Annotated in this window: 12 protein-coding genes, 1 rRNA gene and 1 pseudogene; 11 read left to right on the top strand and 3 right to left on the bottom strand. The window is 67.5% G+C overall.

The genetic code is table 11. The features are described from left to right. Nucleotides 1-280 precede the first annotated feature (280 nt). Both rrf and ACIA8C_RS34730 read left to right on the top strand, forming a co-directional pair. Nucleotides 281-397, top strand: a 5S ribosomal RNA gene (gene rrf / locus ACIA8C_RS34735). A 1,339-nt stretch (nucleotides 398-1,736) separates the two neighbouring features. Then, nucleotides 1,737-2,717 (top strand): annotated as a pseudogene (locus tag ACIA8C_RS34730) (hypothetical protein); the annotation flags it as partial. A 345-nt stretch (nucleotides 2,718-3,062) separates the two neighbouring features. On the opposite strand, the gene ACIA8C_RS34725 reads toward ACIA8C_RS34730, so the two are convergent. Continuing rightward, a complete protein-coding gene (locus ACIA8C_RS34725) occupies nucleotides 3,063-3,611 on the bottom strand; it encodes a DUF1062 domain-containing protein (protein WP_397142137.1) in 549 nt (182 codons plus the stop codon). 419 nt (nucleotides 3,612-4,030) lie between these two features. Here ACIA8C_RS34725 and ACIA8C_RS34720 point away from each other — a divergent pair, with 419 nt between their 5' ends. From ACIA8C_RS34720 to recN, 6 genes are all read left to right on the top strand, one after another. Then, nucleotides 4,031-4,345: a hypothetical protein gene (locus ACIA8C_RS34720; RefSeq protein WP_397142135.1), complete on the top strand. Its 315-nt coding sequence runs from the start codon at nucleotides 4,031-4,033 to the stop codon at nucleotides 4,343-4,345. 434 nt (nucleotides 4,346-4,779) lie between these two features. After that, nucleotides 4,780-5,688: an HAD-IIA family hydrolase gene (locus ACIA8C_RS34715; RefSeq protein WP_397142133.1), complete on the top strand. Its 909-nt coding sequence runs from the start codon at nucleotides 4,780-4,782 to the stop codon at nucleotides 5,686-5,688. Nucleotides 5,689-5,701: 13 nt separating this feature from the next. Beyond that, nucleotides 5,702-6,010: a hypothetical protein gene (locus tag ACIA8C_RS34710; RefSeq protein ID WP_397142131.1), complete on the top strand. Its 309-nt coding sequence runs from the start codon at nucleotides 5,702-5,704 to the stop codon at nucleotides 6,008-6,010. Nucleotide 6,011: 1 nt separating this feature from the next. Beyond that, complete coding sequence (locus ACIA8C_RS34705) at nucleotides 6,012-6,833, top strand: TlyA family RNA methyltransferase (RefSeq protein ID WP_397142129.1); 822 nt, start codon at nucleotides 6,012-6,014, stop codon at nucleotides 6,831-6,833. Continuing rightward, complete coding sequence (locus ACIA8C_RS34700; RefSeq protein ID WP_397142127.1) at nucleotides 6,830-7,786, top strand: NAD kinase; 957 nt, start codon at nucleotides 6,830-6,832, stop codon at nucleotides 7,784-7,786. The genes ACIA8C_RS34705 and ACIA8C_RS34700 overlap by 4 nt, the downstream gene beginning before the upstream one ends. Continuing rightward, a complete protein-coding gene (recN, locus tag ACIA8C_RS34695; protein WP_397142125.1) occupies nucleotides 7,764-9,539 on the top strand; it encodes a DNA repair protein RecN in 1,776 nt (591 codons plus the stop codon). The genes ACIA8C_RS34700 and recN overlap by 23 nt, the downstream gene beginning before the upstream one ends. A 261-nt stretch (nucleotides 9,540-9,800) precedes the next feature. Here the strand turns inward: recN and ACIA8C_RS34690 are convergent, their stop codons facing one another. Both ACIA8C_RS34690 and ACIA8C_RS34685 read right to left on the bottom strand, forming a co-directional pair. After that, entirely contained in the window at nucleotides 9,801-10,220 is a 420-nt protein-coding gene (locus ACIA8C_RS34690) for an SRPBCC family protein (RefSeq protein WP_397142123.1), read from the bottom strand. A 125-nt stretch (nucleotides 10,221-10,345) separates the two neighbouring features. Beyond that, nucleotides 10,346-11,200 carry a M23 family metallopeptidase gene (locus ACIA8C_RS34685; protein WP_397142162.1) on the bottom strand — a complete coding sequence of 285 codons (855 nt, stop codon included), beginning with the start codon at nucleotides 11,198-11,200 and terminating at the stop codon, nucleotides 10,346-10,348. Nucleotides 11,201-11,951: 751 nt separating this feature from the next. Between ACIA8C_RS34685 and steA the strand changes: the two genes are divergently transcribed. The 3 genes from steA to ACIA8C_RS34670 all read left to right on the top strand — a co-directional run bounded on the left by steA (nucleotide 11,952) and on the right by ACIA8C_RS34670 (nucleotide 15,922). Next, on the top strand, nucleotides 11,952-13,166 hold the full coding sequence (gene steA, locus ACIA8C_RS34680; RefSeq protein ID WP_397142121.1) for a putative cytokinetic ring protein SteA: 1,215 nt from the start codon (nucleotides 11,952-11,954) through the stop codon (nucleotides 13,164-13,166). Between the two features lie 13 nt (nucleotides 13,167-13,179). Next, the gene (locus tag ACIA8C_RS34675) at nucleotides 13,180-14,124 is read left to right on the top strand and encodes a copper transporter (protein WP_397142119.1); all 945 of its coding nucleotides are present in this window, start codon (nucleotides 13,180-13,182) and stop codon (nucleotides 14,122-14,124) included. 76 nt (nucleotides 14,125-14,200) lie between these two features. Beyond that, complete coding sequence (locus tag ACIA8C_RS34670; protein WP_397142117.1) at nucleotides 14,201-15,922, top strand: CTP synthase; 1,722 nt, start codon at nucleotides 14,201-14,203, stop codon at nucleotides 15,920-15,922. The last annotated feature ends 2 nt before the right edge of the window (nucleotides 15,923-15,924 follow it).

The raw sequence follows: 15,924 nt of genomic DNA, 5'->3' as shown, positions 1-15,924 counted from the left end.
GCCCGGTAACGGGTGTAGGTGACTGGTACTAATCGGCCGAGGACTTACCAACAAAGAAGCTACGCGTCCACTGTGCAGTATCTGAAACAACACACGATCCGTGTTCACGGGTTCGGAGTGAGAGTTTCAGAGGCTCACGCCTTTGAACCCTCCGGATGGTGGGATTTCAGGGTTCATTCCCTGAGGTTCTCATCCACTGGTGGGGTTTCAGGGGCCGCAGGCCCCTGAATTAACTCCTTCTGGTGAACCTGGGACACGGAGTGTGACAGTTTCATAGAGTTACGGCGGCCATAGCGGCAGGGAAACGCCCGGTCCCATTCCGAACCCGGAAGCTAAGCCTGCCAGCGCCGATGGTACTGCACTCGACAGGGTGTGGGAGAGTAGGACACCGCCGGAACATCCTTCACGATAGGGGACCCAGATTCTGGGTCCCCTATCGTCGTTTCAGCACCTTGTTGTGTAGAAGCGACACCGCTTGCGACTGCTTGCAGGTCGCTCGCAAAGGTCAGCTTGCGACTGCTTGCAGGTCGCTCGCATGACGCGCCGTGTCAGGCCCCCACCAAGACACGTGATTGAATTTGTGGGGCCCCGACCACTCTTGCGGACCTCAGAAAGGGATCACCGTGTCGGAACAGAATGACGACCGGAAGTCCTCCCCGCGCGGCGAGGGATCCGACCGCCCAGCTCAGGGCAGCGGTGGGGCCGACGGCGACGCCAGGAACCGCCCCGACCGCGACAGCGGCCAGCGCGGGGGATTCAAACGAAGTAGCAACTCCAGCGGATCAGACCGCCGTGCCGATTCCGGCGGACGCAGCGAATTCGGCCAGCGCGGCGACTCAGCCCAGCGCGGCAATTCCGGCGACCGTTCCGGCTCCGGCGAGCGCGGCGGCTTCAACCGCGGCGGCGACTCGAGCTCGCGCGGCGGCTTCAACAATCGTGGTGATTCCGGCGGGTACAACCGCCGTGACGACGCCGGCTCCGATCGCGGTAGCGGCTCGGATAACCGCAGCGGCTCGGGTGAGCGCGGCGGATACAACCGCGGTAGTGGCTCCGGCGACCGAGGCGGTTTCAATCGCAGCGGAGATTCGGGCAGTCGTGGCGGTTTCGACCGCAGTGGCGGCTCGAATGAGCGCGGCGGCTCCAGTCGTGACAGCGGCGCGGGTGACCGCGGTGGATTCAACCGCGGCGGTGACTCGACCGGACGCGGTGACTCCAGCCGTGGAAGTTCCAGTGACCGTGGCGGTTTCAACCGCGGCAGTGGCTCGGGCGACCGTGGTGGTTTCAATCGCAGCGGTGGCTCTGGCGATCGTGGTGGTTTCAATCACAGCGGTGGCTCGAGCGATCGCGGCGGGTTCAATCGCGGTGGCGATTCGGGCAGTCGTGGTGGGTTCAATCGTGGCGGCGACTCCAACGATCGCGGCAGCTCTAACCGGGACAGTGCGGCGGAGGACCGCGGCGGCTTCAGGCGCGGCGGCGATTCTGATCGTGGAAGTTCCAGCGGCGCCGGTGGTTTCAATCGCAGCGGCTCCAACGAACGCAGCGGCTCCAACCGTGACAGTGCCTCAGGTGATCGCGGTGGTTTCAACCGCACCGGCGGTTCCGGTGATCGCAGCGGGAGTTCGGGCGAACGCGGCGGATACAACCGCGGCAGTGATTCGGGCAGTCGTGGTGGTTTCCATCGCAGCGGTGGCTCGGGCGATCGCGGTGGTTTCAACCGTGGCGGCGATTCGGGTGGCCAGCGCGACTCCGGTGATCGCGGCGGCTCCAGTCGTGACAGCGGCGCTGGTGATCGCGGCGGGTATAACCGCAGTAGCGATTCGGGCGATCGTGGTGGTTTCAATCGCAGCGGTGGCTCCAGCGATCGTGGCGGGTTCAAGCGTGGTGGCGATTCCGGCGGCCGTGGCGGCTTCGATCGTGGCAACGATTCTCGGGGTAACGGACCTGACGATCGGCGTCGTGGTGGCGAAGGCGCCCGCAGCGGTGCGGGTGGCGATCGGTCGCAGGACCGGCGTCCGCCGCGTCCTGAAGAGCCCGATCTTCCCGATGACGTGCAGCCGGCAGACTTGGAACCGGCTGTCCGCCGCGACCTGTTGAGCCTGGACAAGTCCAACGCGGAAGCGGTGGCCCGCCATCTGGTGATGGCAGCCAAGCTGATCGAGGACGACCCGCGCCTGGCCCTCGCGCACGCTCGTGCCGCACGGCAACGCGCGGGCCGGATCGCCGTAGTCCGCGAAACCGCGGGCGTCACCGCCTACCACGCGGGCGAATGGGCCGAAGCGCTGTCCGAGCTGCGCACGGCTCGCCGGATGTCCGGTGGCTCGGGCCTACTCGCCGTGATGGCCGACTGCGAACGCGGCCTCGGCCGCCCCGAACGCGCCATCGAACTGGGCCGCAGCGACGAGGCTCGCGCACTCAGCGGCGACGAGGCCACAGAGCTGCGCATTGTGGTCGCTGGCGCTCGGATGGACCTTGGCGAATACGACCAAGCGGTCGTGACCCTGCAAACCTCCGAGCTGGATCCGGCCCGGACCGGCTCCGCCGCCGCCCGGCTCTTCTACGCCTACGCCGACGCGCTGGTCGCCGCCGGCCGCACCGACGAGGGCCTGACCTGGTTCCTCAACGCGGCCTCGGCGGACCTCGACGGCGAAACCGACGCGGAAGAACGCGCCGAGGAACTCACCGGCGGCGCCCAACCGGGCGACGACCTGGAACTTTAGCCCGGCTGAGTATCGCTCAGCGCTTGAGCGTGCAGGTGAAATCGCCGAGAGCTTGCCGCACAGGCGGACTTCCGTGCGGAAGAACGCGCCGAGGAAGAACGCGTCCGCCGGTGGCGCCCAACCGGGCGACGGCCTAGAACTTTAGCCCGGCTCGTGACTCAGGGCCTGTCCAGCAGATTTTGCCGGACAGGCCTGAGTATCGCTCAGCGTTCGAGCGTGCAGATGAAACCGCCGAGAGCTTGCCGCACAGGCGGACTTCCGCGCGGAAGAACGCGCCGAGGAAGAACGCCTCCACCGACGGCGCCCCACCGAGCGACGGCCTAGAGCTTCAGCCCGGCTCGTGACTCAGCGCTTCAATGTGAAGGTGAAATCGCCGGAGAGCTTGCCGCACAGGCGGACTCCCGAAACGAGTTTTCCCTCGTCGATCAGTCTCTCGACCTCGGCCCGCGACAGACCGAAACCCTCGGCGATCAGTCGCACCGGCCGGATCGGGATCCGCGCCGCGAAGCGGACCGAGACGTCGATCGCCTCGCGGTCCAGGCGATCCGAGCGCCCGGTATCGAGGCGCCAAGCGTTGTCCCAATCGAGGTTGACGCGGTTACGGCGCTGCACGACCGGATCCTGGAGCAGCTCTGCTGTCAGGCCAGAGTCGTTGTCATGCAGCCGGTCCAGCAGTTCAGGTCGGATGGAGCGGACATTCCGCCGATCCAGCACCGTCAGCTTCGTAGTGTCCCCGCAGCCGGTACAGAGCGCGAGGAGCCAAGCGTCGATGAGCTTGTGGTTGGCGTTGACGCGAAAGTTGCCGCTGGCCCGGAAACGCTCGGACGAGCAGGCGTGACAACGGCGGCGAACGAGCGGCAGGCAGGTGGGCACGACCACCCAGTTTTCGAGCATAGAAGTACACCGGTTTCAGTGAGAGGTGGGCAGCACAAGGGAGCGCGGCGGATATGCGCGGCGCTTCAGTGCTGGGGTGGTCTCACACGATGTACAGCGGAATGTCCTCGACTAGACGATTCGGTTGGTCAGCACGGTAATCGCGGGCAGCGGCGCTGTTCCACTGGTTTTCAGGGCCACCAGCAGTCGGGATCACGACCGAAGCGTGCCGTCCAGTTTCTAGGCTGACTCGCCCACTCAGCGGGATTCGTTGTGCCCGTTGAACTCTTCGGCGGAATGCGCAACTAGCCTGGTGTCGACAACGTAGTGTTCTCGTGGCGCGAAATTGCCACGGGTGTGCCGACTTCCGTCGGTGGGCCCGCTGACGCGGTGGGGTCAGCGATACGTCACGGGACTGTCTGATTCAAGGAGATTTCACGATGAGTAGTGTTCGGGCGACTGTATTCGTCGGCTTGGCCGCCGCGGCGTTGACCGCGCTGGGCGCCGTTTCGGCCAACGCGGAGCCGGCCAACTACTGGGAGCTGGCCAAGAAGGCGTGCGCGGACGCGGGCTTCGAATACACCGAAAGCATCAACCTGCCCGGCGGCGTCTCCGCCAAGGCCACCTGCCACAAGCCCGGCGAAGACGTAGTCCAGTTCGTCCCGATGCCGAAGGACACCGATTGCTCCGTCCCCGGCATCATGTCACCGAAGGCCGGTAGGGCCGACGGCGAAGGCAACTGCGTCACCGGCTAGCCAGGCTAGCCCGCCTCTCCGGGTCTTCAGGCCAGACCGAGGCGCGGAGAGACCAACGTTGGCGGCCGCCGGTTTCGGGGGCGGGTGCGTCAGCCGGTACCCGGCGAGTTACCCATGTTCCAGCGAAATCAGTTGTGGCGGTTGACATAAATAAAGGCGCGCTCAACCGCATACAGAGCGTGGCGAACGGGACATGATGGCGGCGAATCGCGAGAGGAGCCGCCGTCATGTCCCGTTCGTCGTCGTTGGCCACCCTGGGTTCTGGTGAATCCGGGTGTTTTGCGCTGCGGGGTGGGTGGGCTCGCGCGAGTGCATGGATTTCCTGTCGGCGCGCTGGCGTAGTGTTCGGATGTCTCGGACCGGCCGAGAGCAGCTGCCTCGGGGCGGCGGATGCGGGATTCGGCATGGGGCCGATCGGTGAGACGGAGAGTGGTGTGGAACGGCTACGAGATCGCTACGAAGCCTTGCTGCTGGATCTGGACGGCACCCTGTATCGCGGCGACGCGGTGATCGAGGGTGCGCCGCAGGCGTTGGCCGAGGACGGGGCCGTGCAGCGGCTCATGTACGTCACGAACAACGCGAGCAGGGCACCGGAGACGGTCGCCGCACACCTGGCGGAGCTGGGCTTTCGCGCCACTACCGATGAGGTGGTGACGAGCGCGCAGGCGGCCGCACGGCTGCTGGCCGAACGACTCGCGCCGGGTGCGACCGTGCTGATCATCGGCACCGACGACCTCGCCGCCGAGGTGACCGCAGTGGGCCTGCACCCGATCCGCCGCTTCGACGACACTCCGCCCGCCGCTGTCGTACAAGGACATTCACCGCAAACCTGCTGGGCCGACCTCGCCGAAGCGGCCTATGCCTTGCGCGCCGACGCACTGTGGGTCGCCGCCAACACCGACAAGACCTTGCCGAACGAACGTGGCCTAGCCCCCGGCAACGGTTCGATGGTCGCGGCGTTGCGCACCGCGTCCGATCGCGAACCGATCGTCGCCGGAAAGCCCTACGCGCCCCTGCTGGAAGACGCCCTCGTGCGCGCCGGAACCCGCAGCGCCTTGGTCGTGGGCGACCGCCTCGACACCGACATCGAAGGCGCGAACACCGTCGGCCTCGAATCGCTGCTGGTGCTGACCGGCGTCAGCACCCTCGACGAGCTGAAAGACGCGTCCGCCGAGTCTATTCCCACCTATGTCGCCGACTCGCTGGACGCACTGAACTACCCGCCGATTCCCGCCGAAACGGACATCGACCCGAGCGACCTCGCCGCGGACCTGGCCGACCGGTTGCGGCGCAACCCGGGACGAGCCGTCACGGTGCGCGCGTCCGGTTCGGAAATCCGATAGCGTTGACGCCACGATGACTACTCCCATGCCCCGCCCCGCCGGCCCCGGTATGCCCGGCGCGAACGGCCCCCGCCCCGGGGGCCCGCTGCCAGGCCAGCATCTGCCCGGCGGACCAGGGCGCCCGGAGCCTGCCGACCCGGAGCGCATCCGCAGCGAGATCGACGGCCTGCTCACCGAACTCGCGACGCGCACCAGCTGGCCTGGTTCGCCCACCGCGGCCGAGGGCGCCGAATCCGGCACGGATATCACCCGCCGCGCCCGCATCCTCGAGCAGGCGCACGACGTGCTCGTGCAGGCACTGGCCACGGTGGACAAGATCTGAGGTGGCCAGACGCGCGCGCGTGGACGCCGAACTGGTTCGCCGCGGGTTGGCGAGATCGCGGGAACACGCGGTCGAGCTGATCGGCGCCGGTCGCGTCCTGATAGCTGGAACGGTCGCCGTGAAACCGGCGACCGCTGTTGAGGCAGGCACACCGCTGCTGGTCCGTGAGCAACCCGATGAGGTGTCCTGGGCCTCGCGCGGCGCACACAAGCTGCTCGGCGCGCTGGCGGCGTTCGAGCCCGCCGGACTCACCATCGCGGGCAAACGCTGCCTCGACGCGGGCGCGTCGACCGGTGGCTTCACCGACGTGCTGCTCTCCCGCGAGGCCAGCGAGGTGATCGCGGTGGACGTCGGCTACGGCCAGCTGATCTGGCGGCTGCAGAACGACGACCGGGTGCGGGTGGTTGATCGCACCAACGTGCGCAACCTCACTACCGAAACCATCGGCGGCACAGTCGAGTTGGTCGTCGGCGATCTGTCGTTCATCTCACTCGCCCTGGTGTTGCCCGCGTTGGCCGCGTGCACCGCGCCGGGTGGTGACCTGCTGCCGATGGTGAAACCCCAGTTCGAGGTCGGCAAGGACCGGGTCGGCACCGGTGGCGTGGTGCGTGACCCGGCGCTGCGCGCCGAGGCGGTTCGCGATGTCGCGACCGCGGCCGCGACTTTGGGCCTGCGCACCGAGGCCGTAGTGGCGAGCCCGTTGCCGGGCCCCTCGGGCAATGTCGAATACTTCGTATGGCTGCGCAAGGACGGGCAGCCGGAAGACGACGGTGAGCGAGTCGCTGCTCTCGTCGAGCGTGCGGTCGAGGAGGGTCCACAGTGAGCGCGACCAGGTGCGATGGCCGGGAGATCCTGCTGGTGTCGCATCCGGGCCGGGCGGAGATCATCGAGACCGCCCATCGGGTGGCGAAGATCTTCGCCGACGCGGGCATCTGCCTGCGGGTGCTGGCAGACGAGGCCGTTGACACCCGGTTCGAGGCCGAGCCTGGCGGTTATCCGGTGCGGGTGGTCGAGCACGGCCCGGATGCCGCGGTCGGCTGCGAGATGGTGCTGGTGCTCGGTGGCGACGGCACCTTCCTGCGCGCCGCTGAACTCGCCCGCCCGGCCGGGGTGCCGGTGTTGGGCATCAACCTGGGCCGCGTCGGTTTTCTGACCGAGGCCGAGGCGGAGAACCTGGATGACGCACTGGCACATGTGGTTCGCGGCGACTATCGCATCGAGCAGCGGATGACCATCGACTTCACCGTCCGAGTGGACGACGAGGTGGTGCGGACCGGCTGGGCGCTCAACGAGGGCAGCATCGAAAACGGTTCGCGGACAGGCGTGCTGGAGTTGGTGCTCGAGGTGGACGGCAGGCCGGTGTCGGCGTTCGGCTGCGACGGTATCCTGATCTCCACCCCCACCGGTTCCACCGCGTACGCGTTTTCCGCGGGTGGCCCGGTGGTGTGGCCGGAACTCGAAGCGCTGCTGGTGGTTCCGAGCAATGCGCACGCGCTGTTCGCGCGCCCGCTGGTGACCAGCCCGGCCTCGCGGATCGCGGTGGAATGCGTGGCGACAGGCCATGATGCAGTAGTTTTCCTGGATGGCAGGCGCAGCATCGAGCTGCCGCGTGGCGGTCGCCTGGAGGCGGTCCGCGGCGCACAACCGGTGCAGTGGGTGCGGCTCGACTCCGCGCCGTTCGCAGACCGGATGGTGCGCAAGTTCCAATTGCCCGTGACAGGCTGGCGTGGCCGGCGGCGAACGGAGAGAACCAGTGCTGACAGAGATCAGGATTGATGGCCTTGGCGTTATATCCACGGCCACTGCGCAATTCCACGAGGGTCTCACTGTTCTCACCGGCGAGACCGGTGCCGGTAAGACCATGGTGGTCACCAGCCTGCACCTGCTGAGTGGTGCGCGGGCCGATGCGGGCCGGGTTCGGCTCGGGGCCGCCCGCGCGGTGGTGGAGGGCCGATTCACCGTCGAGGACGTGAACGACGCCGCCCGCGCGGAAGTGACGCAGGTGCTGGAATCGGCTGCGGCCGAACAGGATGACGACGGCAGCATCATCGCGATCCGCACGGTCGGCAGCGACGGCCGGTCCCGTGCGCATCTGGGTGGGCGCGGCGTGCCTGCCGCGGTGCTCGCCGATTTCACCGCGCCGCTGCTGACGGTGCACGGCCAGAACGACCAGCTGCGGTTGCAACGCCCCGACCAGCAGCTGGCCGCGCTGGACCAGTTCGCCGCCGACACCGTCGGACCGCTGCTGCGCAAATACGGTGTGCAGCGGCGTTTTTGGCTGGATGCCCGCACCGAGCTGCTCGAACGGACCGCGCGCAGTAGGGAATTGGCGCAGGAGGCGGACCGGCTGCAGCATTCGCTGACCGAAATCGACGCCATCGCACCGGAACCCGGCGAGGACGTGCGCATTGTCGACGAGGTGCGCAGGCTCAGCGATCTCGATTCGCTGCGCGAGGGCGCGACGACCGCGCACGACGCGCTCGCCGGTCCCGTCGACTCGCCCGAAGAGGGTTCCGGCGCACTGGAATTGCTCGGTGCGGCGCTGGCCCGCATCGAGTCGGCCGACGATCCGGCGCTGACCGCGCTCGGTCCCCGGCTCGGTGAGGCCATCGCGGTGGTGGTGGATCTGACCACCGAACTCAGCGGTTACCTGTCCGATCTGCCTTCGGACCCTGGCGCTCTCGACTCGCTGCTCACCAGGCAGGCCGAGCTGAAGTCGCTGACCCGCAAGTACGCGCCCGACATCGACGGTGTGATCGCCTGGGCCGACGACGCACGGGCCAAGCTCGGCTCACTCGATGTCTCCGAGGAAACCCTGGCGGCGTTGGCGGCCGAGGTGGATATCGCGGCCGAGCGGGTCAGGGAGGCGGCGCGCAAATTGAGTGCCGCGCGTAAGAAGGCGGCGGGCAAGCTCGGGTCGGCGGTGAGCGCCGAATTGGGCGGTCTGGCAATGGGTAAGGCCCGGCTCGAGGTCGAGGTCCGGCCGATGCCCGCTGGGCCGCAGGACTCCGCGCCGCTGAACATCGACGGACAGGACGTGCACGCCGGGTCGGCCGGCATCGATGAGGTGGAATTCCGGTTGTCCGCGCACTCCGGTGCGCAGTCACTTCCGTTGAGCAAGAGCGCATCCGGCGGTGAGCTCTCCCGGGTGATGCTGGCACTCGAGGTCGTGCTCGCCAGCTCCGATCACGGCGCGACCATGGTGTTCGACGAGGTCGACGCCGGTGTCGGCGGCCGTGCCGCGGTCGAGATCGGCCGTCGCCTTGCCCGCCTGGCCCGCACCCACCAGGTCATCGTGGTAACCCACCTGCCCCAGGTCGCGGCCTTCGCCGACACCCACCTGGTGGTCGACAAGTCCGACGACGGCAAGGGCAAGGTCAACAGCGGCGTCCACGCCCTCACCAAGGACGAACGCGTCATCGAATTGGCCCGCATGCTGGCCGGCCTCGACGACACCGAAACCGGCCGAGCCCACGCCGAAGAACTCCTGGACCTGGCCCGCGCCGAAAAGTCCGGCGCCACCGTCTAGCCCACTGCCGCACGCCTTCTGACATCCGCACGCGTGTCAGCGCGGCAAGTCGGTGTGCGGGGAGCCAGAAGGTTGTGCGGCTGTTGATGCAGCGGGCGGGCCGCTGGCGGAGCGCACGCGGAGGGATTCCGGGCCTTCGCCGGGCGGAGAAGTCGGGCGTGACGGTCTAGCCCACTGCCGCACACCTTTTGACATCCGCACGCGTGTCAGCGCGGCAAGTCGATGTGCGGGGAATCAGAAGGTGTGCGGCTGGTGCGCGAGCTAGCGCACGGCCTTCTGGGCTGCCTTGATGAACTGGGTGATGAGGTTCTTCAGGCCGAACTCCAGGACCTTGGCGGGCACGGGGAGGCTGGGGTCGGACTCCATGGTGTAGGAGACGAGGGTGCCGTTGTCGGCGTCGGTGAAGGTGACCACGCCGACGTGCCGTTTTACGGGGGCGCCCTTGACGATCTTGTATTCCATCCGCTCGCCGGGGACCAGCTTGGTGATCTCCTCGGTGATGCCGACCGGGCCGACGCCGAGCAGGTGCTGCGCGCCGACCCCTTCGCGCTCGGTCAGGCCCGGCTTGGTCAGCTTGACCTGGATCGGAAGGTACGGGCTGATGCTCTCGCGGTCGGCGAAGAGCCGATACACCACATCACGCGGGGCGGCGATGACGGCGTCGACGGTCGTGCTGGCCATGGGGGTCTCCTCTTCGAGTTACCTGTGACGGGCAGCATATAGGTACTACCTTGGAGTGCCGTGCGCCCATGTAACCGGTGTCACAGACAGTTCGCCCGATGTATGGACGGCTTGCTCGGGGCTGGTCAGTCTCGCTCGGGACCGAGGCTGATGCCGCGGGTGGCGAGCCAGGGGAGTGGGTCGATGCGGTTGGTGCCGTTGAGCCAGACCTCGAAGTGGCAGTGCGGTCCGGTGGCTTCGCCGCGGTTGCCGACCGTGGCGATCTGGTCGCCCGCCATTACCCGCTGACCGACGTTGACCAGCGAGGTGTTGATGTGGCCGTACACCGTGATCGTGCCGTCGTCGCCGAGCAAGCGCACCCACATGCCGAACCCGGCGGCCGGTCCCGAGCTGATGACGGTGCCGTCCTCCACCGCGACGATCGGGGTGCCGATGGGGGCGGCGATGTCCACGCCCGGATGCAGTGCGCCCCAGCGCATTCCGTAGCCGGAGGTGAAGGTGCCGGAGGTGAACTTCATGAACAGCGGGCGCAGTTTCGCGGCGGCCTCGGCCGACATCTCGTCGGCGACCTTGCTGCCGTTGCTCAGGATGTCGCTGAATTGGCCTAGGTCGAGTGGGCCCTCGTCGAGCAGTCCGGGCTCGGTGGCGGCAGGTTCGGTGAGCTGTGCCTGCGGCTGGCCGAGCGCCATCGGGGCCACGGTTTCCACTGGAGGTTTGTCGCCGCCGGTCGAAATGTTCTGGCCGGCGGCCACGAGCGCACCGGCGGCAACCGCGATGATGGCGGCGCGGCCCTTCAGCGCGGCAGGCGGTGCGGGCATGCGATGCCTGCCGCCGCGGCGCTTGGGGGGAACGGGAAGGTCAGCGACCGGCGATGGCTGCGGATCTGCCGACGGCTGGGCGTCCCTCGACCACGCCCACTCATCACTCGACCGGTCCCATTCATTACTCGACTGCGCCCACTGATCCTCGGACGCCCACAAGTCGTCCGACAGCGGCTGCTGATCGGCGAGCGGCCGCGAATCACGGGGCCGTGTCCGCTGATCCGTGGATGGCCATGCATTACCTGGCCGTGTCCGCTGGTCGGCGGACGGCCACGAATTGCCTGATCGCTGCCGCGGATCCGCCGACGGCCACCGATCGCCCGAGAGTCCGCGTTGGTCCACCGCCGACGGCCACTGATCCGCGGGCCGCGCCCACTGATCGTCCGGTGCCCACTGATCCTCGACCGACCACTGCTCCTCCGGCGACCACTGCTCCGCTGGCGACGGCCACGAATCGACCGCACCCGGTACGTAGCTGTAACTTTGCTGACCACTGTCTGAATTGCGCGGATCGGCCGCAAATCGCCGATCGGCAGCAAGAGTCCGATGCCTGCTCATCGGCTCGACCGCATTTGTCGGCATTGTCCAGAAGCTGCTGTTATCGGAAAAATGTCTGGTCTTCGGCGCAAAAGCCCGGTTTCCCTGGCTATTTCGAGGCACATCACGCAGTCGTCCTTTGTCACGTCACGTCGAGATGTCGTCGGGCTGGTCGACGGTAACGAAACGGTAGCGGTCCCGCTCGTTAGGCGCGCGAATTAACGAGCCTTTTGTGACGTCCGCCACGTTTGACACGCTGCAACGAGTTCTTCCGCGTGTCGTGTGTCGTGTCACTGTTGTCACAGTGATGTATGTGGTAGGCCAACGGCGCGCCTCCACCAACGGTTGAGGGTTTGCGGGCAGCATCGAGGCCATGAAGATGCTGGCGTTGTTGTCGAGGAACACCGAAACGCTGCCCGGCCTCTCCGGGATAGCCCGAGTGGATCGCAACACCCGGCGCCTGTTGAAACGCGTCGGACCAGGCGATGTCGTCGTGCTCGACGAGATGGACCTGGACCGGCTCACCGCCGATCGGCTGGTCGAGGCGGGGGTGGTCGCGGTGATCAACACCTCGCCATCGATATCCGGCCGCTATCCCAATCTGGGCCCGGAAGTGCTGGTGGCGAACAACATCCTGCTGCTGGACACGGTGAGTTCGGACGCGTTCAGCAAGATCAAGGACGGCGTCAAGGTCCGCATCGACGAGGGCGTCATCTACGCCGACAAGGTGATCAAGAAGGAGCCCGAGGTCCTGGTCAAGGGCATCGAGCTCACCGATTCCGATATCGCCGAACGGATGATCGAGGCGCGCAACGGGCTGGCCGATCATCTGGAGGCGTTCGCGGGCAACACCATCGAGTTCATCCGCACCGAGAGCGCGCTGCTGATCGACGGCATCGGCGTACCGGAGCTGGAACTATCGATGAAACATCGGCACGTGGTGGTGGTCGCCGACGGCCCTGACCACGCCGAGGACCTGAAGCGGCTCAAGCCGTTCATCAAGGAGTACGTGCCGATCATGGTCGGCGTCGGCCGCGGCGCCGACACCCTGATGAAGCAGGGTTACCGTCCCGACCTCATCGTCGGCGATCCGGACGAGATCACCTCCGCCACCCTGAAATGCGGTGCCGAGGTGATCCTGCCCGCCGACACCGACGGCCACGCCAAGGGCCTGGAACGCATCCAGGATCTCGGCATCGGCGCGACCACCTTCCCGTCCTCCGGTGCACCCGCCGACCTGGCGCTGCTGCTGGCGCACCATCACGGCGCGTCGCTGATCGTCACCGCGGGCGCGGCCGCCACGCTCGACGACTTCTTCGACCGCAGCCGCCGCGAGAGCAATCCGGCGACCTTCCTCACCAGGCTCAAGCTCGGCACCAAGCTGATGGACGCCAAGGCCGTCGCCACGCTGTACCGAAACCGGGTGTCGGGCATCGGCATCGCGCTGGTGGTGCTCGCCGCCCTGATCGCGGTGATCGTGGTGCTGCTCGCCTCCAACACCGGCACCGACGCCATCGCTTGGGCCGCCGACACCTGGGACCGGTTCGCGCTGTGGGCGCAGGGCTTGGTCGGCGCGGGCGACAAATGATCAAGGGAGAACGATGATCTCGTTACGCCAGCACGCCGTCTCGATCGTGGCGATCTTCCTGGCCCTCGCCATCGGCGTGGTGCTCGGCTCGCAGACGCTGGCGGCGGATCTGCTGTCGGGTCTGCGCGCGGACAAGTCGGATCTGCGGCAACAGGTCGACACCGTCTCCGACCAGAACCGCCGTCTCACCGATCAGCTGAACTCGGCCGACCGGTTCATCGCGGGCGCCGCGGGCCGCATCCTCGGCGGCACCCTGGCCAATCGCACCGTCGCGGTGTTCACCACCCCCGACGCCGATCCCGCCGACATCGAGGGCGTGACCAAGTCCCTCGAAACCTCGGGTGCCACCATCACCGGCCGGATCTCGCTCACCGACGCCTTCGTCGACGCCACCGAGGGCGACCGGATGCGCACCACCGTCACCAACGTCATCCCCGCGGGTGCCCAATTGCGCACCGGCGCAGTCGATCAAGGCAGCATGGCCGGCGACCTACTCGGCATGGTCGTGCTGCTCGATCCGGCCAACGGGCAAACCCGTGGCACCCCACAGGAATTGGGCCTGGTCCTGGAAACCCTGCGCGGCGGCGGCTTCCTCGCCTACGGCGACACCCCGGTGCGCCCGGCCCAGTCGGCGGTCGTGATCACCGGCAACGGCGCCAAGTCCGGCGACAACAGCCAGGGTGCGAACATCGCGCGCTTCGCCGGTGCCCTGCGCGGTCGCGGCGCAGGCGTCGTGCTGGCCGGACGCTCCGGCGCCGCCGAGAACCCCGGCCCGCTGGCCATCGTCCGCTCCGACGGCCCACTCGCCACCTCCGTCAGCACCGTCGACAACCTCGACCGGGAAATCGGCCGCGTCACCACCGTGCTCGCCCTGAGCGAGCAACTAAACGGCGGCACCGGCCGATACGGCACCGGCGAGAAGGCGACCTCGCTCACATTGGCCTCCGCGCCGCGTTGAGGTGCTGCGCCCGCGCGGGCAAATATTCAGCGCGCCGTTAGAACTGGACGCCTGATCCGTGTTACCGTGAAGACCCGTGGGTCATACACGGAATCAGGCGCGAACGGCCACGAAGCACATCTTCGTCAGCGGTGGAGTCGCCTCCTCATTGGGTAAAGGTCTTACCGCCTCCAGCCTCGGTCAGCTGTTGACGGCGCGTGGACTGCGCGTCACGATGCAGAAACTCGACCCGTATTTGAACGTCGATCCCGGCACCATGAACCCCTTCCAGCATGGAGAGGTTTTCGTGACGGAGGACGGGGCCGAGACCGATCTGGATGTCGGTCACTACGAGCGGTTCCTCGACAGGGACCTGACCCGGGACGCGAATGTCACGACCGGGCAAATCTATTCGACAGTCATCGCCAAGGAACGCCGCGGCGAATATCTCGGTGACACGGTGCAGGTGATCCCGCACATCACCGACGAGATCAAGAACCGGGTGCTCGCCATGAGCGCGCCGGACGCGCACGACCAGACTCCCGACGTGGTGATCACCGAGATCGGCGGCACCGTCGGCGATATCGAGTCGCAGCCGTTTCTCGAGGCGGCTCGCCAGATCCGGCACGATGTCGGCCGCGACAACGTCTTCTTCCTGCACGTCTCGCTGGTGCCCTACCTCGCCCCATCCGGCGAGCTCAAGACCAAGCCGACCCAGCACTCAGTGGCGACGCTGCGCAGTATCGGCATCCAGCCCGACGCGCTGATCCTGCGCTGCGATCGTGAAGTGCCGCAGGCGCTCAAGAGCAAGATCGCGCTGATGTGTGACGTCGATGTCGACGCCTGCATCTCCACCCCGGACGCGCCGTCGATCTACGACATCCCGCGGGTGCTGCATCGCGAGGGCCTCGACGCCTACGTGGTGCGCAAGCTCGGGCTGCCGTTCCGCGACGTGGACTGGACCGTGTGGGGCGACCTGCTCGACCGGGTGCACTCGCCGCGCGAGACGGTCGAGGTCGCGCTGGTCGGCAAGTACGTCGACCTGCCCGACGCCTACCTGTCGGTCACCGAGGCGTTGCGCGCGGGCGGGTTCGCCTCGCGGGCCAAGGTGCTCATCCGCTGGGTGCCGTCGGACGAGTGCGAGACCCCGGCCGGTGCGCAGGCCGCGCTGCGTGACGTGGACGCGGTGTTGATCCCCGGTGGCTTCGGCATTCGTGGCATCGAGGGCAAGGTCGGCGCCATCAGTTACGCCCGCGCCCGCGGCATTCCGCTGCTCGGACTGTGCCTCGGACTGCAGTGCGTGGTCATCGAGGCGGCGCGTTCGGTCGGTCTGGCCGAGGCCAACTCGGCCGAATTCGAGCCGGACACACCGCATCCCGTCATCTCAACGATGGCCGATCAGGAACAGGCCGTCGCGGGGGAGGCCGACCTCGGTGGCACCATGCGTCTCGGCGCCTACCCCGCGACCCTGGCGAAGGGTTCGGTGGTCGCGCAGGCGTACGGCAGCGAGCAGGTGTCCGAGCGGCACCGGCACCGCTTCGAGGTGAACAACGCCTACCGCGACCGGATCGCCAAGAGCGGTCTGCGGTTCAGCGGTACCTCGCCGGATGGGCACCTGGTCGAGTTCGTCGAACTGCCCGCCGACGTGCACCCGTTCTTCGTCGCCACCCAGGCGCACCCGGAGCTCAAGAGCCGCCCGACCCGCCCGCACCCGCTGTTCGCGGCGCTCGTCGCGGCGGCACTAAAATACAAGCTCGCCGAGCGCCTTCCGGTCGACATCCCGGACGAGGAATTCGCGAGCGCGGCGGACCAGGCGTAAGG

Source organism: Nocardia sp. NPDC051321, assembly GCF_044455225.1.
Classification (GTDB): Bacteria; Actinomycetota; Actinomycetes; order Mycobacteriales; family Mycobacteriaceae; genus Nocardia.
The sequence above is the reverse complement of the archived record's forward strand: the minus strand, read 5'-3'. Positions and strand labels throughout refer to the sequence as shown.